Origin of the sequence: Citrobacter sp. wls708 (assembly GCF_005281255.1) — a bacterium.
Lineage (GTDB): Bacteria > Pseudomonadota > Gammaproteobacteria > Enterobacterales > Enterobacteriaceae > Citrobacter > Citrobacter werkmanii.
The window spans coordinates 38,198-62,221 of the sequence record NZ_SZXE01000003.1 but is presented as its reverse complement, the minus strand read 5'-3'; the positions used below and the strand labels follow the sequence as shown (position 1 = coordinate 62,221).

General features: G+C 53.1%; 22 protein-coding genes and 2 pseudogenes. 7 read left to right on the top strand and 17 right to left on the bottom strand.

Annotated elements, in window-relative coordinates:
- The first annotated feature begins 47 nt into the window (after positions 1-47).
- The gene (locus FDW97_RS02030; protein ID WP_038636290.1) at positions 48-938 is read left to right on the top strand and encodes a LysR family transcriptional regulator; all 891 of its coding nucleotides are present in this window, start codon (positions 48-50) and stop codon (positions 936-938) included.
- A gap of 49 nt (positions 939-987) precedes the next feature.
- Here FDW97_RS02030 and FDW97_RS02025 read toward each other — a convergent pair whose 3' ends face one another.
- From FDW97_RS02025 to soxR, 3 genes are all read right to left on the bottom strand, one after another.
- Complete coding sequence (locus FDW97_RS02025; RefSeq protein WP_038636287.1) at positions 988-2,634, bottom strand: Na+/H+ antiporter; 1,647 nt, start codon at positions 2,632-2,634, stop codon at positions 988-990.
- Positions 2,635-2,790: 156 nt separating this feature from the next.
- Positions 2,791-4,140 (bottom strand): guanine/hypoxanthine transporter GhxP, encoded by a 1,350-nt coding sequence (ghxP, locus tag FDW97_RS02020; protein ID WP_038636284.1) that lies wholly within the window; start codon positions 4,138-4,140, stop codon positions 2,791-2,793.
- A 608-nt stretch (positions 4,141-4,748) separates the two neighbouring features.
- On the bottom strand, positions 4,749-5,207 hold the full coding sequence (soxR, locus tag FDW97_RS02015; protein WP_003826630.1) for a redox-sensitive transcriptional activator SoxR: 459 nt from the start codon (positions 5,205-5,207) through the stop codon (positions 4,749-4,751).
- Positions 5,208-5,293: 86 nt separating this feature from the next.
- Here soxR and soxS point away from each other — a divergent pair, with 86 nt between their 5' ends.
- Positions 5,294-5,617 carry a superoxide response transcriptional regulator SoxS gene (soxS, locus tag FDW97_RS02010; RefSeq protein WP_005132611.1) on the top strand — a complete coding sequence of 108 codons (324 nt, stop codon included), beginning with the start codon at positions 5,294-5,296 and terminating at the stop codon, positions 5,615-5,617.
- A 2-nt stretch (positions 5,618-5,619) separates the two neighbouring features.
- On the opposite strand, the gene FDW97_RS02005 is transcribed toward soxS, so the two are convergent.
- Entirely contained in the window at positions 5,620-7,206 is a 1,587-nt protein-coding gene (locus FDW97_RS02005) for an EAL domain-containing protein (RefSeq protein ID WP_085049639.1), read from the bottom strand.
- Between the two features lie 551 nt (positions 7,207-7,757).
- On the opposite strand from FDW97_RS02005, the gene FDW97_RS02000 reads away from it, so the two are divergent.
- Positions 7,758-8,039, top strand: coding sequence for a YjcB family protein (locus FDW97_RS02000; RefSeq protein WP_038636276.1), 282 nt, complete (start codon positions 7,758-7,760; stop codon positions 8,037-8,039).
- 65 nt (positions 8,040-8,104) lie between these two features.
- Here the strand turns inward: FDW97_RS02000 and ssb1 are convergent, their stop codons facing one another.
- On the bottom strand, positions 8,105-8,629 hold the full coding sequence (ssb1, locus tag FDW97_RS01995) for a single-stranded DNA-binding protein SSB1 (protein ID WP_003826621.1): 525 nt from the start codon (positions 8,627-8,629) through the stop codon (positions 8,105-8,107).
- A 251-nt stretch (positions 8,630-8,880) separates the two neighbouring features.
- Here ssb1 and uvrA point away from each other — a divergent pair, with 251 nt between their 5' ends.
- Positions 8,881-11,703, top strand: coding sequence for an excinuclease ABC subunit UvrA (gene uvrA, locus FDW97_RS01985; RefSeq protein ID WP_085049638.1), 2,823 nt, complete (start codon positions 8,881-8,883; stop codon positions 11,701-11,703).
- An 85-nt stretch (positions 11,704-11,788) separates the two neighbouring features.
- On the opposite strand, the gene FDW97_RS01980 is transcribed toward uvrA, so the two are convergent.
- Entirely contained in the window at positions 11,789-12,145 is a 357-nt protein-coding gene (locus tag FDW97_RS01980) for an MmcQ/YjbR family DNA-binding protein (RefSeq protein ID WP_038636271.1), read from the bottom strand.
- Between the two features lie 126 nt (positions 12,146-12,271).
- Positions 12,272-12,985: an acid phosphatase AphA gene (aphA, locus tag FDW97_RS01975; protein WP_085049637.1), complete on the bottom strand. Its 714-nt coding sequence runs from the start codon at positions 12,983-12,985 to the stop codon at positions 12,272-12,274.
- 144 nt (positions 12,986-13,129) lie between these two features.
- Here aphA and FDW97_RS23750 point away from each other — a divergent pair.
- Positions 13,130-13,279: pseudogene (locus FDW97_RS23750) on the top strand (hypothetical protein); the annotation flags it as partial.
- Here the strand turns inward: FDW97_RS23750 and tyrB are convergent.
- The 3 genes from tyrB to dnaB form a co-directional block, all read right to left on the bottom strand.
- Positions 13,231-14,424: an aromatic amino acid transaminase gene (tyrB, locus tag FDW97_RS01970; RefSeq protein ID WP_085049636.1), complete on the bottom strand. Its 1,194-nt coding sequence runs from the start codon at positions 14,422-14,424 to the stop codon at positions 13,231-13,233. The pseudogene FDW97_RS23750 and the gene tyrB overlap by 49 nt on opposite strands.
- Positions 14,425-14,558: 134 nt before the next feature.
- Entirely contained in the window at positions 14,559-15,638 is a 1,080-nt protein-coding gene (gene alr, locus FDW97_RS01965; protein WP_085049635.1) for an alanine racemase, read from the bottom strand.
- A gap of 145 nt (positions 15,639-15,783) precedes the next feature.
- Positions 15,784-17,199, bottom strand: coding sequence for a replicative DNA helicase (gene dnaB, locus FDW97_RS01960; RefSeq protein ID WP_137350592.1), 1,416 nt, complete (start codon positions 17,197-17,199; stop codon positions 15,784-15,786).
- Positions 17,200-17,263: 64 nt separating this feature from the next.
- Here dnaB and FDW97_RS01955 point away from each other — a divergent pair, with 64 nt between their 5' ends.
- On the top strand, positions 17,264-18,247 hold the full coding sequence (locus FDW97_RS01955) for a quinone oxidoreductase (protein WP_038642960.1): 984 nt from the start codon (positions 17,264-17,266) through the stop codon (positions 18,245-18,247).
- A 164-nt stretch (positions 18,248-18,411) separates the two neighbouring features.
- On the opposite strand, the gene pspG is transcribed toward FDW97_RS01955, so the two are convergent.
- From pspG to FDW97_RS01940, 3 genes and pseudogenes are all read right to left on the bottom strand, one after another.
- Positions 18,412-18,654, bottom strand: a complete 243-nt coding sequence (gene pspG / locus FDW97_RS01950) for an envelope stress response protein PspG (RefSeq protein WP_016155352.1) — start codon at positions 18,652-18,654, stop codon at positions 18,412-18,414.
- Positions 18,655-18,788: 134 nt separating this feature from the next.
- Positions 18,789-19,787 (bottom strand): tRNA dihydrouridine(20/20a) synthase DusA, encoded by a 999-nt coding sequence (dusA, locus tag FDW97_RS01945; protein WP_121529835.1) that lies wholly within the window; start codon positions 19,785-19,787, stop codon positions 18,789-18,791.
- Between the two features lie 106 nt (positions 19,788-19,893).
- A pseudogene (locus FDW97_RS01940) lies at positions 19,894-20,381 on the bottom strand (cupin domain-containing protein).
- 114 nt (positions 20,382-20,495) lie between these two features.
- On the opposite strand from FDW97_RS01940, the gene zur reads away from it, so the two are divergent.
- Positions 20,496-21,014 carry a zinc uptake transcriptional repressor Zur gene (gene zur, locus FDW97_RS01935; protein ID WP_038636258.1) on the top strand — a complete coding sequence of 173 codons (519 nt, stop codon included), beginning with the start codon at positions 20,496-20,498 and terminating at the stop codon, positions 21,012-21,014.
- A 41-nt stretch (positions 21,015-21,055) separates the two neighbouring features.
- Here the strand turns inward: zur and FDW97_RS01930 are convergent, their stop codons facing one another.
- The 4 genes from FDW97_RS01930 to FDW97_RS01915 form a co-directional block, all read right to left on the bottom strand.
- Positions 21,056-21,265: a CsbD family protein gene (locus FDW97_RS01930; RefSeq protein WP_085049594.1), complete on the bottom strand. Its 210-nt coding sequence runs from the start codon at positions 21,263-21,265 to the stop codon at positions 21,056-21,058.
- A 131-nt stretch (positions 21,266-21,396) separates the two neighbouring features.
- Positions 21,397-22,722: an MATE family efflux transporter DinF gene (dinF, locus tag FDW97_RS01925; RefSeq protein ID WP_137350591.1), complete on the bottom strand. Its 1,326-nt coding sequence runs from the start codon at positions 22,720-22,722 to the stop codon at positions 21,397-21,399.
- A gap of 131 nt (positions 22,723-22,853) precedes the next feature.
- Positions 22,854-23,462 carry a transcriptional repressor LexA gene (gene lexA / locus FDW97_RS01920; protein ID WP_003826596.1) on the bottom strand — a complete coding sequence of 203 codons (609 nt, stop codon included), beginning with the start codon at positions 23,460-23,462 and terminating at the stop codon, positions 22,854-22,856.
- 109 nt (positions 23,463-23,571) lie between these two features.
- Positions 23,572-23,940: a diacylglycerol kinase gene (locus tag FDW97_RS01915; protein WP_003826594.1), complete on the bottom strand. Its 369-nt coding sequence runs from the start codon at positions 23,938-23,940 to the stop codon at positions 23,572-23,574.
- Between the last annotated feature and the right edge of the window lie 84 nt (positions 23,941-24,024).

Sequence of the window (24,024 nt, the reverse complement as noted above, 5' to 3'; positions counted from 1 at the left end):
ACTGAAATGAATTAAAATCATTGCAGGCATAGTCTTAAGGAATAATCATGGATATCAGAACGCTGCGATATTTTGTTGAGGTGGTGCGTCAGCAGAGCTTTACCCGCGCAGCGGAGAAACTCTTTGTCACCCAGCCCACCATCAGCAAAATGTTGAAGAACCTTGAAGACGAGCTTAATTGCACGTTGCTCATCCGCGACGGACGGCGGCTGTTGTTGACCGATACCGGCCAGGTCGTGTTCGAACGCGGCCTGGCGATCCTCGCCGAGTTCCGCCAGCTCGAAGCAGAACTCAGCGACATTAATCACCTCAACAAGGGAATATTGCGCCTCGGTATCCCGCCCATGGTGGGTATGTTGATGGCTGGCCCCATCAGCCTTTTTCGCCAGCGTTATCCCGGCGTGGAACTGAAAGTGTCTGAATTTGGCGGTTTAACCGTCCAGCAGGCGGTGATGAACGGCGATCTGGATGTTGCGATGACCGCGTTGCCGGTTGAAGAAGAGAGCGGTCTGGCGACCTTACCACTTTTCAGTCATCCGCTCTGCGTGCTGGTCCCCCGCTCCGGTCAATGGACAACGTGCGACTCCATTTCCCCCGAAGCGCTGGCGGAGCATCCGCTGCTTATCTACAACGAAGATTTCGCGTTGAGCCGTCAACTGCTTGAGTTGTTTAACCAGCACAACGTAAAACCGCGTATCGCTGTGCGCAGCGGGCAGTGGGATTTTCTGGCGGCAATGGTGCAAGCCGGCGTCGGGATCGCCATTTTACCGGAGCCGATTTGCCAGCGGTTGGATAAGCAAACGCTGCGCTGGATCCCTCTGGAAAGCGACTTACGCTGGCAGTTGGGCATGATTTGGCGCGAAGGTGTGTATCTGTCGCACAGCGCCCAGGCATGGCTGAAATGTTGCGAAGGGTTTTGGTTAACGCAGGAGTCGTAAAATGCCGGATGCGGCTTAACGCCTTATCCGGCCTACAACGAGCTTCCTTTTATTGGTTCTCAATCAACAGCGCTTCCAGCAAATCCAGATCGTGCAATAGCTTTTGCAGCGTTTCATTGCTGATTTCACGCGTGGCGCGCAGATGATAAAGCTCGGCGCGTTCTGAACGCAGCGCCGCCAGGCGGAAACGTCGCTCCAGGTTCTCTTCCTGCATTGAGCTTTCTACATCGTTTCGCCCATCGGCGCGACGACGCAGGTTACCAATGACACGGGAGCTCACCTCGGTCAGTAGCTGATTATCAATGTTCTCTTCGCTATCCGCAGCCAGACGCTCCTCCATTTTCTGGATCGCGACAATCGCGACTTCCGCCGTGGCAGCACGGGCAATGCGCTCCTCTTTTTGCTGTTGCGAGTGGTCTGCAACTTCCAGATGCTGTAGCAGAATCGGCAGCATCACCACGCCGACAAACAGCGAGAACAGAATCACGCCCGCAGCGAGGAAGATCAGCTCATAACGCGCCGGGAAGCCGCTCCCGTCCGGTAACAACAGAGGAATGGAGAGCACACCGGCGAGGGTAATGGCCCCGCGAACTCCCGCAAAGGAGGCAATCAGGATTTCACGCGTCGTCCAGGAGCCAAACTCCATCGGCTTTTTCTTCAGGAAGCGCAGGCTGAACTTCTTCATGGTCCACAGCCAGCCAAAACGTACCAGCATCAGCGCGGCATAAATCAGCACGATATCGGTAAACAGCATCCAGATTTCAACGTTCGGATCGACTTCCGCCGCCGCCAAAGATGACTCCAGAATGCCCGGCAACTGCAGTCCTAACAACAAGAAGACCATGCCGTTAAACACAAACTCCAGCATCGCCCAGGTGCTGTTAGCACGTAAACGCATCGCCAACGGCGCGCGGCGCATCACGCCAGAGCGGGTAATCGTCATCCCGGCAGCAACCGCCGCGAGAATGCCTGAAACACCGATGTGTTCCGCAATCAGATAAGACGCAAACGGCAGCAGGAACAGCAGGACGATTTGCGTTGCCGGCTCATCACCGCCCCAACGGCTAAGAAAACGCAGGGAGCGTCCGTATAACCAACTGACGACAAAACCGGCCAGGATGCCGCCAACCGCCACTTTGAAGAACTCAAGCGTCGCGCCGCCGACGGTAAACACCATCGTGCCCATCGCCACGGCAACGGCAAATTTCAGCGAGACCAGGCCGGACGCGTCGTTCATCAACGCTTCGCCCTGCAGGATACCCATGATTTTCTTCGGGATGCGCCCCTCACCCACAATACCGGAAAGGGCGACGGCATCGGTTGGCGACAGCACGGCAGCCAGCGCAAAAGCAGGGATGAGAGGGATCCCCGGCACCAGCCAGTAAATCATAAAGCCAATCCCGACCACCGTGACCAGAACCAGCGCCAGCGCAAGGCCGAAAATCTCTCGCCCGTGCTCCAGAAACTCACGCGTCGGCGTCTTCCAGCCATCGGCAAACAGCAGCGGCGGGATAAACAGCACCAGAAACAGCTCAGGATCGAATTCCACATGCAAACCAAACGTCGGCCACGCCAGCAAGGCGCCGATGGCGATCTGCATAAGGGGTAATGGGAGTTGGAAGGGCAATACGCGAGTAAATACCCCCGACAGCGAGACCACAAGGGTCATGATGAGTATGGTGAAAAAGATTTCCATGCGTTCCCTGTTTGCGATGTTTCTTATGATTGGTGATAAAGGCGTCGTGCCTTAATTCTATCTACTTGAGAGTATCGCAAAAGACAACGAGTGTGTTCTGAAAATAAAAACGGGCGGCCTGGGCCACCCGCTTTCAGGAGCGTCATCGAAGAAAAATCAAATAGCCCAACCGCCCGCGTAAAAGGCCACCAGCGCGATAGCAATTACCACCGTACCGATGTTCAGTTTGCGCCATTCGCCAGAGACAATGCGACCAATGACCAGGGTAGCAAAACCAATCATAATGCCGGTAACGATGTTACAGGTCAGGACGATAAATACAGCAGTGACCAGACCCGCCATCGCGTCGACAAAGTCAGCAAAGTCGATTTTCGCCACGTTGCTCAGCATCAGCAGCCCCACATACATCAACGCAGGCGCCGTTGCGTAAACAGGAACAAGATAAGAGAGCGGAGAAAGGAACAGGATCAGCAGGAACAATACGCCAACGGTGATCGCCGTCAGGCCGGTCTTGCCGCCTGCCGCCGTACCCGCTGCGGATTCAATGTAAACCGCCGCCGGTGCAGCCCCTACCAGACCAGAGAACACGCTGCTCAGGGAGTCGGTGGTCAGCGCTTTGCCGCCATCGATAATTTGTCCGTCTTTATCCAACAGATTCGCCTGTCCGGCTACCGCGCGGATGGTTCCGGTCGCATCGAAGACCGCGGTCATGACCAGCGCCAGCACGCTCGGCAGAACGATCGGGTTCAGTGCGCCCATAATATCCAGGCTGCCGATCAGCGAGTTGCCGTTTTCATCGCTCAGCGACGGCATGGCAAAAATACCGGAGAAATGCACGGCCGGATCGAAAATCAGGCCGACGATGGAGATACCGATAATGGTCAGCAGGATGCCGCCCGGTACTTTCAGTTTTTCGAGACCAATAATCACCGCCAGACCAACCAGCGACATAATCACCGGGAAGGTATCGAAGTCGCCCAGCGCAACCGGCAGGCCGTCCAGCGGGTTCTTAATCACCAGACCAACGCCATTGGCCGCAATCAATAACAGGAACAGGCCGATACCAATCCCCGTACCGTGCGCAACGCCCTGCGGCAGATTGCGCAGGATCCAGCTACGGATACCAGTCGCAGAAATGATGGTAAACAGAACCCCCATCAGGAACACCGCGCCCAGCGCTACGGGCACGCTAATATGTTGTCCCAGTACCAGGCTGAATGCGGTAAACGCGGTCAGCGAAATGGCGCAGCCAATCGCCAACGGCAGGTTCGCCCACAGGCCCATCACAATAGAACCGACGCCCGCAACCAGACAGGTTGCCACAAACACAGCGGCAGGCGGGAATCCGGCTTTACCCAGCATCCCCGGAACCACGATAACGGAGTAGACCATGGCCAGGAACGTCGTTAATCCGGCAACGACTTCTTGACGAACGGTACTGCCGCGATGCGAAATTTTAAACCAGGCGTCGAGTGAACCGCCGGTACGCGCTGAAGGCGTAGACATAGAAAACATCCCCTGAGAGTTTATTTTTTCGTCATTATGCGTGGTGGACAATCCACTGCCTGCTAAACGATTTCTCCATGTGCCAGCTTTGCGTCAATAGGGGTGTCGCAAAAAAGCAAACGTTTAGCTCCGCGCATAAAAAACGGGTGATAAAAAAAAGCAAACGATTATCCAGCGATCATACGTTGGTTTTCAACTGAACTTTGCCGCTTTTTACTCATTTCTTCTTATAATGCGCAAGAAATAGCCAGACGATGCGCAAACGTTATCGTCAATGCGCAATCTGGCAACAAATTTCGCTGAGTTATTACAAGATTTGCATTTATTTTTCACGCCTGCTCGCGCAAAAAATGCATGAAGATGCGGAAAAATTTTTGGCTAAAAAGCAATCAATTTACTGGCAAATAGAGAGGGGTGGCTTACACTTACATTATCAACACAGACCGGAACCTCCCCAAACGTGCTCGACTGAGGGGTGTTGATGTCGGGGGAAACCCTCCCGTGAACCAACGGGATAGAGTGAAAGACAAAGACCGGAACCAAACTAAAGCGCCCTCTGTGGCGCTTTAGTTTTATACCCGTTATATCCGCCACATACTTTAAACCAATCAATCATCTTCCAGCAGGCGCGCCCCGGTCCCCTGCTCGCCAAGCTGATCGCCAGGGTTACGCAACGGGCAATCACTGCGGGATAAACAGCCGCAGCCAATACACCCATCCAGCTCATCGCGTAACGCCACCAGAGTATGAATGCGTCGGTCTAACTCCTCGCGCCATTGCGAAGAGAGCTGCTTCCACTCTTTGGCACTGAGCGAATGCCCTTCAGGTAATACACCTAACGCGTCGCCGATCGTGGCCAGTGGAATGCCGATACGTTGGGCAATCTTGATAATCGCGACATAACGCAACACATCGCGTTTGTATCGACGCTGATTGCCGCTGTTGCGCATACTGCTGATTAATCCTTTGCTTTCATAGAAATGCAGGGTCGATACCGCCACACCGCTACGCTTTGCAACTTCACCTGGCGTGAGCAACGCTTTTATCCGGGGTAATTTCTTTTCCATAAATCGCTTTACCTCAAGTTAACTTGAGGAATTATACTCGCCCACAGACAAAACGACGAATCGAACACTGAGAAAGAGGCAACTCTATGTCCCATCAGCAGATTATTCAGACCCTTATTGAATGGATTGATGAACATATCGATCAACCGCTGAACATTGAGGCGGTTGCGAAAAAATCAGGTTACTCAAAGTGGTATTTGCAGAGAATGTTCCGCACGGTGATGCGTCAGACGCTGGGTGACTACATCCGCCAACGTCGGCTTCTGCTGGCCGCCGTTGAACTACGGACGACCGAACGGCCTATATTCGATATTGCGATGGATCTTGGCTATGTATCGCAGCAAACCTTCTCGCGCGTATTTCGCCGAGAGTTTGATCGTACTCCCAGCGATTACCGCCACCGCCTGTAAAATTATTGCCCGCTCTGCGTCAGTATGGCGGGCGAGCGTTTTATCCAATGCATGAACTCCTGCGGCGGCAGCGCCTTCGCAAAATACCAGCCCTGGCAATACTGTACGCCGTGTTCAAGCAACCACCCGATTTGCTCCGCCGTTTCCACCCCTTCCGCAATCGTCTTCAGCTTTAAGCTTTGCGCCATCTCGATGATATGTTCGGCAATCAAGTGACTGGTGCTGTTAGTGGCCAGCGTGCTAATAAACGATTTGTCGATCTTCAGGATATCGATATTCAACGCTGACAAATTATGGAGGTTGGAATATCCCGTGCCAAAATCGTCAAACGCCACTTCAAAACCGGCCTGCCGAAACGCCTGGATGATGGGTGTCATTTTATGTACATCGATAAAGCCGCGCTCCGTCACCTCAACTTTAATTTGCTGGGCCGCCACGGAGTATTCATGGTTTTTTTCGGCAATCAGAGCAATCAGTCGGGATGAATGAAAGTCAGAAGCCGAGAGGTTAATCGAGATATACAACTGAGGATTCGCCGAAAGAAAAGCCCCTAAATCTTTGAAGACCTCCTCAACAACGTAATCCGTGATCTGCTCAATCATCCCCTCTTTTTCCGCCAGCGGAATAAACTCCGTCGGGCTCATCACCTCACCGTTACAGCCTGGCCAGCGTAGCAAAGCCTCGGCACCGACACATTGTCCATTTTTGATGTCAATGATCGGCTGATAGTACAGACAAAGCTGACGTTTCTTGATCGCACGTTTTAATAAGCGGCGGGGAGAGAGGTATTCCTGACGCGTACGCCACCACATGAGCAGTATCAGGATGCTGCAGATAATCCCAAAGGGGATCGTTAACGCCGCCTCATGATAGAAAATCTGATTCACACGAGCGTCGGAGGTCGAAACAATAATCGCGATGGGGCGTTTTTCTGAATGTACGATGGTATAGAATCGCTCGCCCTGCTGGAATGTTGAGGATTCACCGCTTATCAGCGGCGAGAACTGCGCAATATTCGCCCCTTCGCTGGCAGAGAAAAAGGTGTCCGTTACCGTGTCATACACTCCCCAGGACAGATCCGGATCATCAGACATGACTTCGCTGTAAGATAATGGATTGATGACGACAACGTAGTTTCCTCGTTGCATGTACGTCATTTTGTAGCCAGCGAAAAAGGGGGTGTCGCGGTAGTAATAGATGAAGACGTCTGGCGCGCGTTTATAGTCGGCTGTCGCCATAATATATGGGACTCGCGGCATCATTGACGTAGAGCACAAAAAATGATCGCCCTGCGCATAAATTAGCTCACTGATATATAAACGACCACGAATAATATTCAGCATACTTTTCTGATGGGCAGGGGTACACATCTTACCCTGATACAATTGGGCCATATCACGCGCTAAATCAGCCTGGAGGATCACCAATTCCGTTTTATTTAACACCAGTTGAGCAAAAGAGCTGAGTTGATTACGGGTTTCGGACATCGCCCGGATGTGAGCAAACCATAACGCCAGCACCACGGGGAGCAATACCACCATGAATGTTCCGAAGAACTTCAGCATCTTGCGTCGCGCACTGTGATTCATGTCAGCCCTATTTCCCTGTTTCGTATATGCCAGAACCCATTAGGCGGGATGCTATAAACACTGACTGATTAAGTTGCATGAATCTATCATTATTAGCAACAGACTTCTCTATGTAAAAGTCTGATAATAGATGATGCTGATATTATTTTTCCGTAAGGCAAACTCAAAGTTATGCTTATTTCATAACATTATTATCAATAAGTAGTAATTTTTTATGAGCATTATCCTGGTCGTGTTTAAGAAATTCATTAAATTTCTTAACGAATAATTTAGGATAAACATAACAGGTAATCCATATGCATCTTTTTATTAGATTATTTGTTATCGTTTTTTTTATTAAAAATAACCATGCAAATAACATGGTTATTATCCTGCAAAAATAACCTCTAACACTGGTGAACAAACGAGCAAATGTGATATAGTTCACACAATTCATGTAACAGAAACAATGTTTCATTCGTGTTATTGCCCGTCGAGAGCCAGAGTACTACACCCTCGGTGAACACCCCCGCGCTGTCATGGGCATCAAGACTTTCTGAGGACGTTTTTTCATGGCAACGATAACAACTGGCGTGGTTCTTCTGCGATGGCAGCTACTCAGCGCGGTGCTGATGTTTTTAGCCAGCACGCTCAATATCCGTTTTCGTAAATCAGATTATATTGGCCTGGCCGTCATTAGTAGCGGTTTGGGACTGGTTTTCGCCTGCTGGTTTGCAACCGGGCTGCTCGGCATAACCCTGGTGGATATGTCCGCAATCTGGAAGAACATTGAAAACGTGATGGTTGAAGTGATGAGCCACACACCGCCAGACTGGCCGATGGTGTTGAACTGATAAAAAATTACATATGGCTACCCCTGTTATGAGGTAGCCATAATTTTTCGTATAAAGCAGAAAAATTAGAACGGAATATCGTCGTCGAAATCCATCGGCGGCTCGTTAGACGGCGCTGCCGGAGCTGACTGCTGCGGGCGAGACTGCGCGCCGCCGCTGAACTGATTGCCGCCCTGCGGCTGCTGAGGCTGACCCCAACCGCCCTGCTGCTGACCGCCACCTGCCGGAGCACCACCACCCTGACGACCACCCAGCATTTGCATGGTGCCGCCAACGTTAACCACAACTTCAGTGGTGTACTTTTCTACGCCGGACTGATCGGTCCATTTGCGGGTACGCAGCTGGCCTTCGATATAGACCTGAGAACCTTTACGCAGATATTCGCTGGCTACTTCCGCCAGTTTGCCGAACAGCACGACACGGTGCCATTCAGTCTGCTCTTTCATTTCGCCGGTCGCTTTATCACGCCAGGATTCGGAAGTAGCCAGCGTAATGTTGGCAACTGCGCCACCATTCGGCATATAGCGTACTTCCGGGTCCTGGCCCAGATTACCGACGAGAATCACCTTGTTTACGCCTCTGCTGGCCATGATCGTGTCTCCTGAAAAACGTTACTGAATAAGTGTAAGCGCGGGATTGTAGCATTTCCAATAGCGCTTTTACTACGTTGCGAGATCGATTCCAGTAAACAACCCCGGATAGACATTGTTGCACAGACACCTGCGTTTTGCATTCCAATACTGTATATCCATTCAGGTCAGGTTGTGTCATAATTAACCGTTTGTGATCGCCGGTAGCACCATGCAGCCAGGCAAAAAAGCGTTTAATCCGGGAAAGATGAATGGATAAGATCGAAGTTCGGGGCGCCCGCACCCATAATCTCAAAAACATCAACCTCGTCATCCCGCGCGACAAGCTGATTGTCGTCACCGGGCTTTCGGGCTCAGGCAAATCTTCGCTCGCTTTCGACACCTTGTATGCCGAAGGACAGCGTCGTTACGTTGAATCCCTTTCCGCGTACGCGCGTCAGTTTCTGTCACTGATGGAAAAGCCGGATGTCGACCACATTGAGGGGCTGTCTCCCGCCATCTCAATCGAGCAAAAATCGACATCCCATAACCCGCGATCCACGGTAGGTACGATTACCGAAATTCACGACTATCTGCGCCTGCTGTTTGCCCGCGTTGGCGAACCGCGCTGCCCGGATCACGACGTTCCCCTGGCGGCGCAGACCGTGAGTCAGATGGTGGACAACGTCCTGTCGCAGCCGGAAGGCAAGCGTCTGATGCTGCTGGCGCCGATAATTAAAGAGCGTAAAGGCGAGCACACCAAAACGCTGGAAAACCTGGCGGGTCAGGGCTATATCCGTGCCCGTATCGACGGGGAAGTGTGCGACCTGTCCGATCCGCCCAAGCTTGAGCTGCAAAAGAAACACACCATTGAAGTGGTGATTGACCGCTTTAAAGTACGTGGCGATCTCACCCAGCGCCTGGCGGAATCGTTTGAAACCGCGCTGGAACTGTCCGGCGGTACGGCAGTGGTTGCCGATATGGACGACCCGAAAGCGGAAGAGCTGCTGTTCTCTGCCAACTTCGCCTGCCCGATCTGCGGCTACAGCATGCGCGAACTGGAACCGCGTCTGTTTTCATTCAACAACCCGGCGGGCGCATGCCCGACCTGTGACGGCCTCGGCGTACAACAGTATTTCGATCCTGACCGGGTGATTCAAAACCCGGAACTGTCGCTGGCCGGTGGCGCTATCCGCGGCTGGGATCGCCGCAACTTCTACTACTTCCAGATGCTTAAGTCACTGGCGGAACACTATAAATTCGACGTCGAAGCCCCATGGGCCAGCCTGAACCCCGCCGTGCATAAAGTGGTGCTGTACGGTTCCGGTAAAGAGAATATCGAATTTAAATACATGAACGATCGCGGCGATACGTCCGTACGTCGCCATCCGTTCGAAGGCGTATTGCACAATATGGAGCGCCGTTATAAAGAGACGGAATCCAGCGCGGTACGCGAGGAATTAGCCAAATTCATCAGCAACCGCCCGTGCGCCAGCTGTGAAGGGACGCGTTTGCGCCGGGAAGCCCGCCACGTATTTGTTGAAAATACGCCGCTGCCCGCAATTTCCGACATGAGCATCGGTCATGCGATGGATTTCTTCAACAACCTGAAGCTTGCCGGCCAGCGAGCGAAGATTGCAGAGAAAATTCTTAAAGAGATTGGCGATCGTCTGAAATTCCTGGTCAACGTCGGCCTCAACTACCTGACGCTGTCACGTTCAGCGGAAACGCTCTCCGGCGGCGAAGCCCAGCGTATTCGTCTGGCAAGCCAGATCGGCGCGGGTCTGGTCGGCGTGATGTACGTCCTGGATGAACCGTCTATTGGTCTGCATCAGCGCGATAACGAACGTCTGTTGGGCACGCTCATCCATCTGCGTAATCTGGGTAATACCGTGATTGTGGTCGAGCACGATGAAGATGCGATTCGCGCCGCTGACCACGTTATCGATATCGGCCCGGGCGCTGGCGTTCACGGCGGCCAGGTGGTTGCCGAAGGGACGCTCGACGACATCATGGCGGTGCCTGAGTCGCTGACCGGCCAGTACATGAGCGGTAAGCGTAAAATTGAAGTACCGAAACAGCGCGTGGCGGCCGATCCGGAAAAAGTGCTGAAGCTTACCGGCGCGCGCGGCAACAACCTGAAAGATGTCACCCTGACGCTGCCGGTTGGCCTGTTCACCTGCATTACCGGGGTTTCTGGTTCCGGTAAATCGACGCTGATCAACGACACGCTGTTCCCGATTGCGCAGACAGCGCTGAACGGCGCCACGCTGGCTGAACCTGCGCCGTACCGCGATGTTCAGGGCCTGGAACATTTCGACAAAGTGATCGACATTGACCAAAGCCCGATTGGTCGTACTCCGCGATCCAACCCGGCAACCTACACCGGTGTGTTTACGCCGGTGCGCGAACTGTTTGCTGGCGTACCAGAGTCCCGCGCGCGCGGTTACACGCCGGGTCGTTTCAGCTTTAACGTTCGCGGCGGACGCTGTGAAGCCTGTCAGGGCGACGGGGTGATCAAAGTTGAAATGCACTTCCTGCCGGATATCTACGTGCCGTGCGACCAGTGTAAAGGCAAGCGCTATAACCGCGAAACGCTGGAGATTAAGTACAAGGGCAAGACCATCCACGAAGTGCTGGATATGACCATTGAAGAAGCACGCGAGTTCTTCGATGCCGTCCCGGCGCTGGCGCGTAAGCTACAAACGCTGATGGACGTGGGCCTGACGTATATCCGTCTCGGCCAGTCGGCCACTACGCTCTCCGGCGGCGAAGCGCAGCGCGTGAAGCTGGCGCGCGAACTGTCAAAACGCGGCACCGGGCAGACGTTGTATATCCTTGATGAACCGACCACCGGTCTGCATTTTGCGGATATTCAGCAGTTACTGGACGTGCTGCATCAGTTGCGCGATCAGGGCAACACCATCGTGGTGATTGAGCACAATCTGGACGTAATCAAAACCGCTGACTGGATTGTCGATCTCGGTCCGGAAGGCGGTAGCGGCGGCGGGGAAATTCTGGTCTCCGGCACGCCAGAAACGGTCGCTGAGTGTGAAGCTTCACACACGGCCCGCTTCCTCAAACCGCTGTTGTAATTGCGCAACACTTATCTGGCCTACAGAATATGCATAATTTCTTGTAGGCCGGATAAGGCGCTTGCGCCGCATCCGGCAAAACAGATCAGGGCTGCGCCAATATCCGACGTTTATCTTCCGGCAGCGTGTTTACCGCCAGCTGATAAGAGGCATCAACCAGATAATAAATCTGCGAATCCGGCAGCGAGCCGTCCAGATACACCGTGCTCCAGTGCGCTTTATTCAGATGTCTGCTTGGTCGTACATCGCTATGCTGCTGACGCAGTAATTCCGCCAGTTCAGGGCTGGTTTTCAGAGAGACCGCCGGGCGTTCTTCTACCTCTTTTACCATGGCAAAGAGTACATCTTCGACTTTGATTTGTGTGGCTTTCCAGTCACTGTGCACGCTCTGCTCCGCGCCCGTTTTTGCCATGCAGTATTGCAGCAACTCCGAATTCGTCATCTTTATTCCCCTTACCAGCACTCGCCTAATGAGAACATCTTTTATTCAGTGTGCAGCAAGTCCGCAAAAGGTAAAAGCCGGTAACGCAAATTTGTTTAAAAAACCACCAAATAGCAGCCTGCGCCTTTAATACTCAGAATTTACGATCACCTCTTCACCAAACGCGCCAGCCTGAGGTAGCGGTTTATAGGTGGAGTTGGAAGCACGTAAAATACGAATACCGCGAATACCCACGTCGCGAGCGGCGGTGATGTCATTGTCAGAATCGCCGTAGAACATGCGCACGTTTTTATCCTGTAACCACTGCGTTTTGGTGTTCTGGCCCGGCTTGTCACCGGCAAAAATGACCGGATTCATATTGGCGGCCGGGATGTGAAAGTTATCAGCCAGCGTTTTCGATACCGTTTCAGTCTTCGTCGGGCTACGTCCGGTGACAAAGAAAATGCTATCGCCACGACGCACATGCATATCAATTAACTGGCGCGCCACTTCTTTTGGAATACTGAACTCGTCCCAGCCGTTGTTCATTTTCTCCCAGAAAGCCGGATTCTTCAGGTAATCTTCACTGTCCGGAGAGTACGTTTTCTTACCGCGCCAGAAGCCCGGACTGGAAAAAAGGACGGTATCATCGATATCAAACCCGACGGCCATCGGCGGGCGTCCAGTCAGACTGTTTTCAATTTGCGCCACGGAAACCCAGTGAATGGGGGCCTGCTCGGCGAGTTTTGCAACGTTGGTGCCTGGATTGAGCTGCGAGGGAGAAGAAACTAATGCCTGAGCAGACTGATTTAACGTGAACAATAAACAAACGGCACTCAGTGCCAACGTAAACTTGCGCATATTTTTCCCTAAGTAGTCAGTTAGTTATCATTTTTTTATTAACAACTGGTCAAAAAACTATCTGACCTTACCCCCTGAGGGGAGGGAAAGGAAGGATTTTCTCTGGTTTTGTTACAGAAAAAGAGCACGATCACACAGAAAAGCGTGCCTGATGGCGCTACGCTTATCCGGCCTACAAACGAAAAAAACCAATGCTCTTGTAGGCCGGATAAAGCGTTGACGCCGCCATCCGGCAAACCAGATTGTTACATAACGGCAGCAAAGGCCTTCGCCACGCGCTGCACGTTAGCGTGATTCAAACCGGCCACGCACATACGACCACTGGCAACCAGGTACACACCAAACTCATCACGCAGGCGATCGACCTGAGCAGCGCTAAGCCCGGTATAGCTGAACATGCCGCGCTGTTGCAGCAGATAGTCGAAGTTACGGCCAGGAATTTCAGCGCTCAGCACGTTAACCAGCTCCTGGCGCATTGCCAGAATGCGGGTACGCATCTCTTCGACCTCCGCCAGCCAGCTGGCTTTCAGCGCGTCATCACCCAGTACCGTAGCGACCACCTGCGCACCAAAGTTCGCCGGGCTGGAGTAGTTACGACGTACGGTCGCTTTTAATTGCCCGAGAACGCGGCTTGCCGCATCGGCGTCTTCACATACCACAGACAGCCCACCGACGCGCTCGCCGTATAAAGAGAAAATTTTAGAAAATGAGTTGCTGACCAGAGCGGGTAATCCGGCGCTGGCTATAGAGCGGATCGCGTAAGCATCGTCTTGCATTCCGCCGCCAAAGCCCTGATAGGCAATGTCGAGGAACGGGATCAGATCGCGCGATTTCAGAATCTCAATAACGGCATCCCATTGCGCAGGGGTTAAATCTGCACCGGTCGGGTTATGGCAGCACGGATGCAGCAGCACGATGCTGCGCGCTGGTAAGGTATTCAGCGTCGCCAGCAGGTCATTGAAACGTACCCCGTTGGTTTCATTGTCATACCAGGGGTAAGTACTCACTTCGAATCCAGCCCCTTCAAAAATCGCGATATGGTTTTCCCATGTTGGATCGCTGACCCATACGCCAGAGTCAGGGAAATAGCGTTTCAGGAAGTCTGCGCCAATTTTTAGCGCCCCGGAACCACCCAGCGTCTGAATGGTTGCGACACGCTGTTGCAGGAGAACCGGATGATCTGCGCCAAACAGCAGCGGCGCAATGGTATTACGATACGTGTTCAGACCTTCCATCGGTAGATACAGCGAAGCGCCATGCGGTTGGGCATTGAGTCGGGCTTCCGCCTCCGCCACCGCTTTAAGCTGAGGAATAATGCCGTCTTCGTTGTAGTACAGACCAATGCTGAGGTTCACTTTGTCGCTACGTGAATCTTCTTTGAATCGCTCCATGAGCGATAAAATCGGGTCGCCAGCGTAGGCGTCAACTTTTTGAAACACGAGGTGGTTCTCCAGGTTTACAGGCAGAGGATAAGAACACAATAAACCGGAAGCGGAAGAAGATCGAGAGGATGTTGCAGTTGGCGAGCATATTGCCGGATGGCGGCGTTCCGCCTGTCCGGCATATCATGAACTTAGTCGATATACTTCATCGCCACCCTTGAGGTCAGGCGCGTGATAAGTTCGTAAGCACTTACTTTCGTCATTTCAGCAATGCGTTCCACGGGCAAACCTTCACCCCAAAGAATCACTGAATCACCGGCCTTATCCTGTGCCTCAGGGCCTAAATCGACGCAGATCATATCCATCGCGACGCGACCAACGATCGGCACTTCACGACCATTGACCAGCACCGGTGTTCCAGACGGCGCCGCACGCGGGTAACCATCACCATAACCCATCGCCACCACGCCTAAACGCGTGTCGCGCTCGCTCTGCCAGGTACCGCCATAGCCGACCGGTTCGCCCGCTTTGTGCTCACGCACCGCAATCAGGCTGGAGGTTAGCGACATCACCGGCTGGCAGCCAAAATCGGCACCGATAGAGTGGTTTTCCAGCGGTGATACACCGTACAGAATCAGCCCCGGACGCGCCCAGTCGAAGTGAGATTGCGGCCACAGCAGAATACCACCGGATGCGGCAATCGAACGCTGCCCCGGTTTGCCTTCACAGAAGCTATTAAAGATATCGAGCTGCTTTTCAGTCGCGCCACACTCAGGCTCGTCCGCGCGTGCAAAGTGGCTGACGATATTGACCGGCTGGCGCACATTTTCACATTGCGTCAGGCGCTGATAAAACGCCTCGGCCTGCTCAGGACGCACGCCCAGGCGGTGCATGCCCGTGTCGAGTTTCATCCAGACGGTGACCGGCTCAGCCAGTTTTGCGGCCTCCAGGGCCTCGAGCTGCTCCAGGTTGTGTACGGCGGTATGCAGACGCTGCGCGGAGATAGTCGGCAGATCGGTGGCATCGAAAAATCCCTCCAGTAGCAGGATAGGCTGCGTGATGCCACCCGCGCGCAGCCGCAGGGCTTCTTCAAGACGAGCGACACCAAAAGCGTCCGCATCGGGGAGCGTTCGCGCGGTCTCTAACAGACCATGGCCGTAGGCGTTCGCTTTCACGACCGCAACCAGTTTACTGGCAGGAGCCAGTTCACGCAGACGTTGCAGGTTGTGTCGCAGAGCGCGGCGGTTAATAACTACAGTTGCCGCTTGCATGTGTATTCCTTAATAAAAGAATCTCCTAAATCATTCGTGTTGCAGAAAGGCGACAAGCCTGAGAATCCCCGGAAGCTTAGTAAACTAAGTGACCGGGGTGAACGGGCGAAGTCAACGCATCTGCAGCATGAAGGATGACGGAGATTTATTCGTCGTCGTATTGTGGGCCCGCATAGTTGTCGAATCGCGACCACTGTCCGTTAAAAGTCAGGCGAACCGTTCCGATCGGACCGTTACGCTGCTTACCAATAATAATTTCGGCGATGCCTTTTAAGTCGCTGTTTTCGTGATAAACCTCATCACGATAGATAAACATGATTAAGTCGGCATCCTGCTCGATGGAGCCGGATTCACGCAGATCTGAGTTGACCGGACGCTTGTCGGCGCGTTGTTCCAGAGAGCGGTTAAGCTGCGACAGCGCCACCACCGGCACATGCAGTTCTTTCGCTAACGCTTTCAGCGAGCGGGAAATTTCAGCAATTTCCAGCGTACGGTTGTCGGAAAGCGACGGCACGCGCATCAGCTGCAGGTAGTCGATCATGATAAGTCCGATACCGCCGTGTTCACGGGCGATACGACGAGCACGCGAACGCACTTCCGTTGGCGTCAGGCCGGAGGAGTCATCAATATAGATGTTTCGTTTCTCCAGCAAAATACCCATTGTTCCGGAAATTCGCGCCCAGTCTTCGTCATCCAGTTGACCAGTACGAATTTTTGTTTGGTCTACGCGTGAAAGCGAGGCCAGGGAACGCATCATGATCTGCTCTGAGGGCATTTCAAGACTAAAGATAAGAACCGGCTTATCCTGCAACATCGCCGCATTTTCGACGAGGTTCATTGCAAATGTCGTTTTACCCATCGACGGACGCGCGGCGACGATGATGAGGTCTGACGGCTGCAAACCAGCGGTTTTTTTGTTGAGGTCGTCATAACCGGTGTTCACCCCGGTGACGCCGTCGTGCGGCTGCTGGAATAGCTGCTCGATACGCGCGACGGTAGCGTCGAGCACATCGGTAATGTTTTTCGGACCTTCGTCTTTGTTGGCGCGGCTTTCAGCGATTTTAAAGACGCGAGACTCCGCGAGATCCAGCAGGTCTTCACTGGAACGTCCTTGCGGATCGAATCCGGCTTCCGCAATTTCGTTCGCGACCGAAATCATGTCACGGACAACGGCACGTTCGCGGACGATATCCGCATAAGCGCTAATGTTGGCCGCACTTGGCGTATTTTTCGATAACTCAGCCAGGTACGCAAAACCGCCCACGCTGTCCAGCTGGCCCTGAACCTCCAGCGACTCTGCCAGGGTAATCAGATCGATGGGTTTTCCCATCTCCTGCAGGCGATGCATTTCCGTAAAGATATGCCGGTGCGGGCGGGTATAAAAATCCTCCGCGACCACGCGTTCGGCCACGTCATCCCAGCGTTCGTTATCCAGCATTAAACCGCCCAACACCGACTGTTCCGCTTCAATCGAGTGCGGCGGTACTTTCAGCCCGGCGACCTGGGAATCGCGCTCACGAGCATCAGTCTGTTGTTTGTTGAAGGGTTTATTTCCTGCCATAGTGAATGGAGTTACCGAGATAATGATTGGGTCGAAAGATTACCACATTTCTTTTGGAGGAAGCATGGCAACACGTATTGAATTTCACAAGCATGGTGGGCCTGATGTACTCAAGGCTGTGGAGTTTACGCCGGTTGACCCGGCGGAAAACGAAATCCAGGTCGAGAATAAAGCGATAGGGATCAACTACATCGACACCTACATCCGCAGTGGTCTTTATCCGCCGCCTTCTCTGCCCAGCGGTCTGGGTACCGAAGCCGCAGGCGTGGTCAGCAAAGTTGGCAGCAAAGTGACGCACATCAAAGCTGGCGATCGCGTGGTGTATGCTCAGTCTGCGCTTGGCGCTTACAGCTCAGTGCATAACGTGCCGGCTGATAAAGCCGCTATTCTGCCTAACGCTATCTCGTTTGAACAGGCAGCCGCCTCGTTTCTGAAGGGGCTGACCGTTTTTTACCTGTTGCGCAAAACCTATGAAATCCAGCCTGACGAACCGTTTTTATTCCACGCAGCCGCAGGTGGCGTCGGTCTGATCGCTTGTCAGTGGGCGAAAGCGTTGGGAGCGAAACTGATTGGCACCGTCGGCAATGCGCAAAAAGCGCAAATTGCGCAGCAGGCCGGCGCGTGGCAGGTGATTAACTATCGTGAAGAAAGCATTGTTGAGCGGGTAAAAGAGATCACCGGCGGTAAAAAAGTGCGGGTGGTGTACGACTCGGTGGGGAAAGATACCTGGGAGGCGTCTCTCGATTGTCTGCAGCGCCGCGGACTGATGGTCAGTTTTGGCAACGCGTCCGGACCCGTGACTGGTGTAAATTTAGGGATTCTGAATCAGAAAGGTTCGCTGTACGTGACCCGCCCTTCGCTCCAGGGTTACATCACCAACCACCATGAATTAACCGAAGCCAGCAATGAGCTGTTCTCGCTGATTGCCAGCGGGGTGATCAAAGTGGATGTCGCACCTGGTCAGACATTTGCGCTGCACGACGCGCAGCGTGCTCATGAAGTGCTGGAAAGTCGCGCCACGCAGGGATCGAGTCTGCTAATCCCGTAAAGAATTAGGGCTTCCCGCAGGAAGCCCTTTCTTTTTTTTAGTTCGGCTGTATGTAGGGTACAGCTCGATGAATTCGTTAACCAGGCAATAGTGACAGATTTTATAATCAATTCCTATTTGGTTCTAAAGGCAATGTTTCAGGTTGTGACGGACCACTCAATACCTTAGTAAAATCGGCGGTTATTGCGCTGATACTGTGGGACTTTTGGCGCTTTTATCGCCTTGATCACCCACACCACGGCAACGGCCAGTAACAGCCAGGGCAACAGTTTAATCATCAAGGCAAATAGCCCGCCCAAAAACATGACGACGGTGGCTACCACCAGCGCGGCCAGCACCCCCAGCAACGAGACGCCGGTGACCATCAGCATGATAAAAAATCCAATCACAAAAAGTAGTTCCAGCATGACTCTCTCCCGAAATAAAATACTCTCCATTCCTTTACAAGAAACATGCCAAAGTTAATCTACTGATTTATAAAACAAAACACCCTGTGACAACGCACAGGGTGTGGTGAAATTAACTAACTTTTAGTGAGAAACTAACGCTTATCAGCCACCAGCTTCAAAGCATGTTCCAGGACGTTAATATCGGCTCCGGCTTTATGCGCGTTCTCACTCAGGTAACGACGCCACTGACGTGCGCCGGGGATCCCCTGAAACAGTCCCAACATATGGCGCGTCACATGCCCCAGATAAGTGCCCTGACTCAGTTCACGCTCAATATATGGGTACATGGCACGCACCACGGCGACCGGATCAGCATCATGAGTAGCAGTAGCAAAAATTTCGCGATCGACTGACGCCAGAATTCCGGGATTTTGATAGGCTTCACGCCCCACCATCACGCCATCCATATGTTGCAGATGCTTTTTCGCTTCTTCCAGCGATTTAATACCGCCGTTGATCGACATCGTCAGATGTGGGAAATCACGCTTTAACTGATAAACACGGTCATAATCCAGCGGAGGGATCTCGCGGTTTTCTTTCGGGCTTAATCCGGACAGCCAGGCCTTGCGGGCGTGAATGATGAACATCTCGCATTCGCCGTTGCCAGATACCGTGTTGATGAAATCGCACAGGAATTCGTAGCTGTCTTGATCATCAATGCCGATTCGGGTCTTCACCGTCACCGGAATCGACACCACATCGCGCATCGCCTTGACGCAATCGGCGACCAGTTGCGCATTCCCCATCAGACAGGCGCCAAACATGCCATTCTGTACGCGGTCGGAAGGACAACCCACGTTGAGGTTAATTTCGTCATAGCCCCGCTGTTCAGCGAGCTTCGCACACTGCGCCAGCGCAGCCGGATCGCTCCCGCCCAGTTGCAACGCGACCGGATGTTCTTCTTCGCTATACGCCAGATAATCGCCTTTACCATGAATGATCGCTCCGGTGGTCACCATCTCCGTATACAGCAGCGTCTGGCGGGACAGTAAGCGCAAAAAGTAGCGGCAATGTCTGTCCGTCCAGTCGAGCATCGGCGCGATAGAAAAACGATGAGCGGGAAAAGCGGTAGACTGAGATTCAGGCAGCATGGCGAATATTCAAGCATCCGGTTAAAAAAGGGGCGCTACTATAGCATAGACCGGTGCGATAGTGCGCCCCATCATCGTGGCTCGCACAGCATATTCTCACAGAGCGTTATTTGCGCCCCGGTTTGCCGTCATGTGGGCCAAAAAACTGCGGCGGATGGTCAACCCAGCGATCCTCGCGCGTGGCGGCATAAACCGGGTTAAGCGGGTAATAAATGCGATTATATTTTTTGTTTGTCTCACCCACGACCAGCAAGCGCACCTCTTCACTGGTGTTATTGATAAAGGTGTGGCACACCCCGGTTCCTGCCGGAAAACCGACGCTGTCGCCAGGTTCGAGCTTCCATAAATAGCCGTTAATCCAGGCTTCCGGATAACCTTCCAGCACATAGATAAACTCTTCTTCATCGCTTTCGGCATGAGGATAAGATGTGCGACGCCCCGGCGGCAGGCGTTCATGATGAATACCTAGTCTTCCTAACCCCAGTTTACGGGCAAGCGGCGCGCCAATAGCAAAAAGTTCATTGCTGTCGGGGTAGGTGGAGTCATCAGCCCCTCCACCTCTCGCCAGTGGCGAATACAGTCGGGTCTTTTCATGTGGATTCTCCAGAATACGATGCGTCAGGTATAGCACACAGCGGCGGATCTCGGCGTTTTAAGCAGAACATGATAAAGTAAGGGATTAACCTTTCACACAAATCGAGGCGCCAAATGGACAAAACCACCACGCAGGAGTTATTGGCTCAAGCTGAAAAACTCTGTGCGCAACGCAACGTGCGGCTAACGCCACAGCGCCTCGAAGTGCTGCGCCTGATGAGCCTGCAGGAAGGCGCCATTAGCGCTTATGACCTGCTCGACCTGCTACGGGAAACCGAGCCGCAGGCCAAGCCACCGACCGTTTATCGTGCGCTCGATTTTCTGCTGGAACAAGGTTTTGTACATAAAGTGGAATCGACCAACAGCTACGTGCTGTGTCACCTGTTCGATCAACCGACCCACAGTTCTGCGATGTTTATTTGCGATCGCTGTGGCGTGGTAAAAGAAGAGTGTGCGGAGGGTGTGGAAGACATCATGCATATGCTGGCGGCAAAAATGGGTTTTGCTCTGCGGCATAACGTGATTGAAGCTCACGGGCTGTGCCCGGCATGCGTGGAGGTTGAAGCCTGTCGCCATCCGGGCGAATGCCAGCATGACCACTCAATTCTGGTGAAAAAGAAAGTCGGTCGCTAAGCCAGAGAGCGTACATCCTTGTACTCTCAGGAGGGGACTAATTACCAGCGGTAATCGTTGCGGTTTTCCCAGTCAGTGACTTCTTTCTCCGCCTGATCTTTTGCATAACCGTAACGCTCCTGGACTTTACCGACCAGTTGGTCACGTTTGCCTTCAATGACCGTCATATCATCGTCGGTCAGTTTGCCCCATTGCTCTTTCACTTTACCTTTGAACTGTTTCCAGTTGCCGCCGACTTCGTCTTTATTCATCATCAAATCCTCATCGTTAGGTTGTGAATAGCCAGAGTATCTCGTCCAACTCCGCTATCTTTTCTGCTGGACGTGAGAATAAGTGTAGTCACTGATTCGGCATTCGATTCACTATTCAGAATTTTTAACCGTCAGGCTTCAACGAACCACGTCCCGTTGCGCCAGTGACGTCGCCAGATAAAGGCCAGCGAAAGCCCGCGCAGGGCAAGAAACACGGTGAGCGCCAGCCACAAGCCGTGGTTACCCAGCAGCGGTAAAGCCAGTAACGTTAATGCGAATCCCGCGGCGGCAACGGCCATGCTGTTGCGCATTTCTGCAGCCCGTGTTGCGCCGATAAACATACCGTCCAGCAAATAACACCAGACGCCAACCAGCGGCAAAATCACCTGCCAGATAAGATAACGATCGGCCAGCAGTTGAATCTGCGGGAGCGAGGTCAGCAACGCTATAATGTGCTCGCCAAACAGGGCATAAACCAGCGAAAACAGAATCGCCACAAGACCGGACTGTCGACAGGCTGCGCGCCAGACATCCAGTAACTGGCTGCCATCCCGTGCGCCATAGGCCTGACCAGAATGCGCTTCAACGGCGTAGGCAAACCCGTCCAGCGCGTAGGCGGTAAAGGTCAGCAGGGTCATCAGAACGGCATTTACCGCAATGATATCGCTCCCCAGGCGCGCGCCCAGCACCGTAATGGCACCAAAACAGAGCTGCAGCAACAGCGAGCGCAGCATAATGTCACGGTTAAGCGCCAGTAAGCGGCGGAAATTGCCACGCCAGGCCTGTTTCAACATTGCCAGCGAAATTCCGCGCATATGCAGGACTTTGCGTACCATTAACAGACCGATCAGCAAGGTGGCATATTCGGCGGTGACCGTCGCCAGCGCCGCGCCCTGCACGTTCATATGCAGGCCCATCACCAGCCATAAGTCGAGCACAATATTGAGAACATTACCGACAATCAGCAGGATAACCGGCGCCCGCGCATACTGAACGCCAAGCAGCCAGCCGAGCAGCACCAGATTCGCCAGCGAGGCGGGGGCGCTTAACCAACGGATTTCCAGGAAACGTCGGGCCTGCTCCAGTACGGCTTCACTGCCGCCGACAATATTCAGAGCCAGATCGATAATCGGCGTACGAAACAGTGCGATAAGCAGCCCCGCCCCCAGCGCCAGCATTAGCGGCTGCACCAGCGCACGCGCCAGTGCCTGCGGATCTTTCGCGCCAAATGCCTGGGCGGTAAGACCTGTGGTGCTCATGCGTAAAAAAAGCAGCAGCATAAAGAGAAAACTGGTCGCGGTGGCGCCAACGGCAACGCCGCCAAGATAGACCGGACTATCCAGATGACCAATGACCGCGGTATCGACCAATCCCAGCAAGGGAACGGTGATATTGGAGAAGATCATCGGTAAGGCAAGACGCCAGAGTGCTTTGTCGGAGGAGGTAAAGAAAGGCATGAAATAGAGCCTGAAAAGAAGTTAGAGGTACTGGAAGATGTTGCCCTGGCCCGGTAAGCGCAGTGCCACCGGGCGAGTTGCCGGATGGCGACGCAAACGTCTTATCCGGCCTACAGGGACTCAACAGAGTATTACAGCCATTCCCCGTTACGAATGACGCCTACCGCCAGCCCTTCAATAGTGAAGTTTTGCTCGCGCAGGTCGACCACAATGGGTTTGAATTCGCTGTTTTCTGGCAGGAGTTCAACCTTGTTGCCCTGTTTTTTCAGGCGCTTCACCGTCACTTCGTCATCAATGCGCGCAACAACAACCTGACCGTTACGCACATCCTGTGTTTTATGCACGGCCAGCAAATCACCGTCCATAATCCCGATGTCTTTCATCGACATACCGCTGACGCGCAGCAGAAAATCGGCGTTCGGTTTGAACAGTGAAGGATCGACCTGATAATGGCCTTCGATGTGTTGCTGCGCCAGAAGTGGCTCACCTGCCGCAACGCGACCGACAAGCGGTAAACCTTCTTCTTCTTCCTGCAACAGACGAATACCACGCGATGCGCCGGATACAATTTCCAGCACGCCTTTACGCGCCAGCGCTTTCAGATGTTCTTCAGCAGCGTTTGGGGAACGGAACCCCAAACGCTGCGCGATCTCCGCACGCGTCGGTGGCATACCTGTCTGGCTGATGTGATCTCTAATAAGATCAAACACCTCTTGCTGCCTGGCCGTTAACGCTTTCATTCCGCCCCCTGGGTGTATATACAGTTATGCTGTGAGTATATACAGCTAAAGGTGATTTTGGAACCGCAAACTGCACAAAAAACAGGAGAATGATGAAGTTGTGGAATCTTTATCGCAAATGCGACCACAACAGGATGCCCCAGGTGATCAAGGCGACAAAAATCGACAGCAATACCGCCGCCGACCCCATGTCTTTCGCACGACCAGACAGTTCGTGGTACTCGGAACCGATACGATCAACCACCGCCTCAATCGCACTATTGAGGATTTCAACGATCATCACCAGCATCACGGAACCAATCAGCAACACGCGCGTAATGGCGTCGACGTCCAGCCAGCAGGCGATGGCAACGCCTAGCAGAACGGCAACGCTTTCCTGACGAAATGCCGCCTCATTAATCCATGCGGCGCGAAAACCTTTCCAGGAATAGCCTGCAGCTTTGATAATTCGGGTGAATCCAGTGGTATTATTGGCCATCAAAAAGAACCTTTTTACATTATTAGCGTCAATGTCATTGTAACGTTACCCCGTTTGTTTCAGGGTGTGGCAAAGCAGCGCGAA

Bases quoted from the DNA above. Each gene is read 5' to 3' on its own strand.
- lexA (WP_003826596.1), bottom strand. From the start codon at position 23,462: ATGAAAGCGTTAACGGCCAGGCAGCAAGAGGTGTTTGATCTTATTAGA.
- FDW97_RS01930 (WP_085049594.1), bottom strand. From the start codon at position 21,265: ATGAATAAAGACGAAGTCGGCGGCAACTGGAAACAGTTCAAAGGTAAA.
- dusA (WP_121529835.1), bottom strand. From the start codon at position 19,787: ATGCTGCCTGAATCTCAGTCTACCGCTTTTCCCGCTCATCGTTTTTCT.
- ssb1 (WP_003826621.1), bottom strand. From the start codon at position 8,629: ATGGCCAGCAGAGGCGTAAACAAGGTGATTCTCGTCGGTAATCTGGGC.
- FDW97_RS02000 (WP_038636276.1), top strand. From the start codon at position 7,758: ATGGCAACGATAACAACTGGCGTGGTTCTTCTGCGATGGCAGCTACTC.
- dinF (WP_137350591.1), bottom strand. From the start codon at position 22,722: ATGCCTTTCTTTACCTCCTCCGACAAAGCACTCTGGCGTCTTGCCTTA.
- uvrA (WP_085049638.1), top strand. From the start codon at position 8,881: ATGGATAAGATCGAAGTTCGGGGCGCCCGCACCCATAATCTCAAAAAC.
- soxR (WP_003826630.1), bottom strand. From the start codon at position 5,207: ATGGAAAAGAAATTACCCCGGATAAAAGCGTTGCTCACGCCAGGTGAA.
- FDW97_RS02005 (WP_085049639.1), bottom strand. From the start codon at position 7,206: ATGAATCACAGTGCGCGACGCAAGATGCTGAAGTTCTTCGGAACATTC.
- aphA (WP_085049637.1), bottom strand. From the start codon at position 12,985: ATGCGCAAGTTTACGTTGGCACTGAGTGCCGTTTGTTTATTGTTCACG.
- FDW97_RS01955 (WP_038642960.1), top strand. From the start codon at position 17,264: ATGGCAACACGTATTGAATTTCACAAGCATGGTGGGCCTGATGTACTC.
- FDW97_RS01980 (WP_038636271.1), bottom strand. From the start codon at position 12,145: ATGACGAATTCGGAGTTGCTGCAATACTGCATGGCAAAAACGGGCGCG.
- zur (WP_038636258.1), top strand. From the start codon at position 20,496: ATGGACAAAACCACCACGCAGGAGTTATTGGCTCAAGCTGAAAAACTC.
- alr (WP_085049635.1), bottom strand. From the start codon at position 15,638: ATGCAAGCGGCAACTGTAGTTATTAACCGCCGCGCTCTGCGACACAAC.
- FDW97_RS02030 (WP_038636290.1), top strand. From the start codon at position 48: ATGGATATCAGAACGCTGCGATATTTTGTTGAGGTGGTGCGTCAGCAG.
- soxS (WP_005132611.1), top strand. From the start codon at position 5,294: ATGTCCCATCAGCAGATTATTCAGACCCTTATTGAATGGATTGATGAA.
- ghxP (WP_038636284.1), bottom strand. From the start codon at position 4,140: ATGTCTACGCCTTCAGCGCGTACCGGCGGTTCACTCGACGCCTGGTTT.
- dnaB (WP_137350592.1), bottom strand. From the start codon at position 17,199: ATGGCAGGAAATAAACCCTTCAACAAACAACAGACTGATGCTCGTGAG.
- FDW97_RS02025 (WP_038636287.1), bottom strand. From the start codon at position 2,634: ATGGAAATCTTTTTCACCATACTCATCATGACCCTTGTGGTCTCGCTG.
- FDW97_RS01915 (WP_003826594.1), bottom strand. From the start codon at position 23,940: ATGGCCAATAATACCACTGGATTCACCCGAATTATCAAAGCTGCAGGC.
- pspG (WP_016155352.1), bottom strand. From the start codon at position 18,654: ATGCTGGAACTACTTTTTGTGATTGGATTTTTTATCATGCTGATGGTC.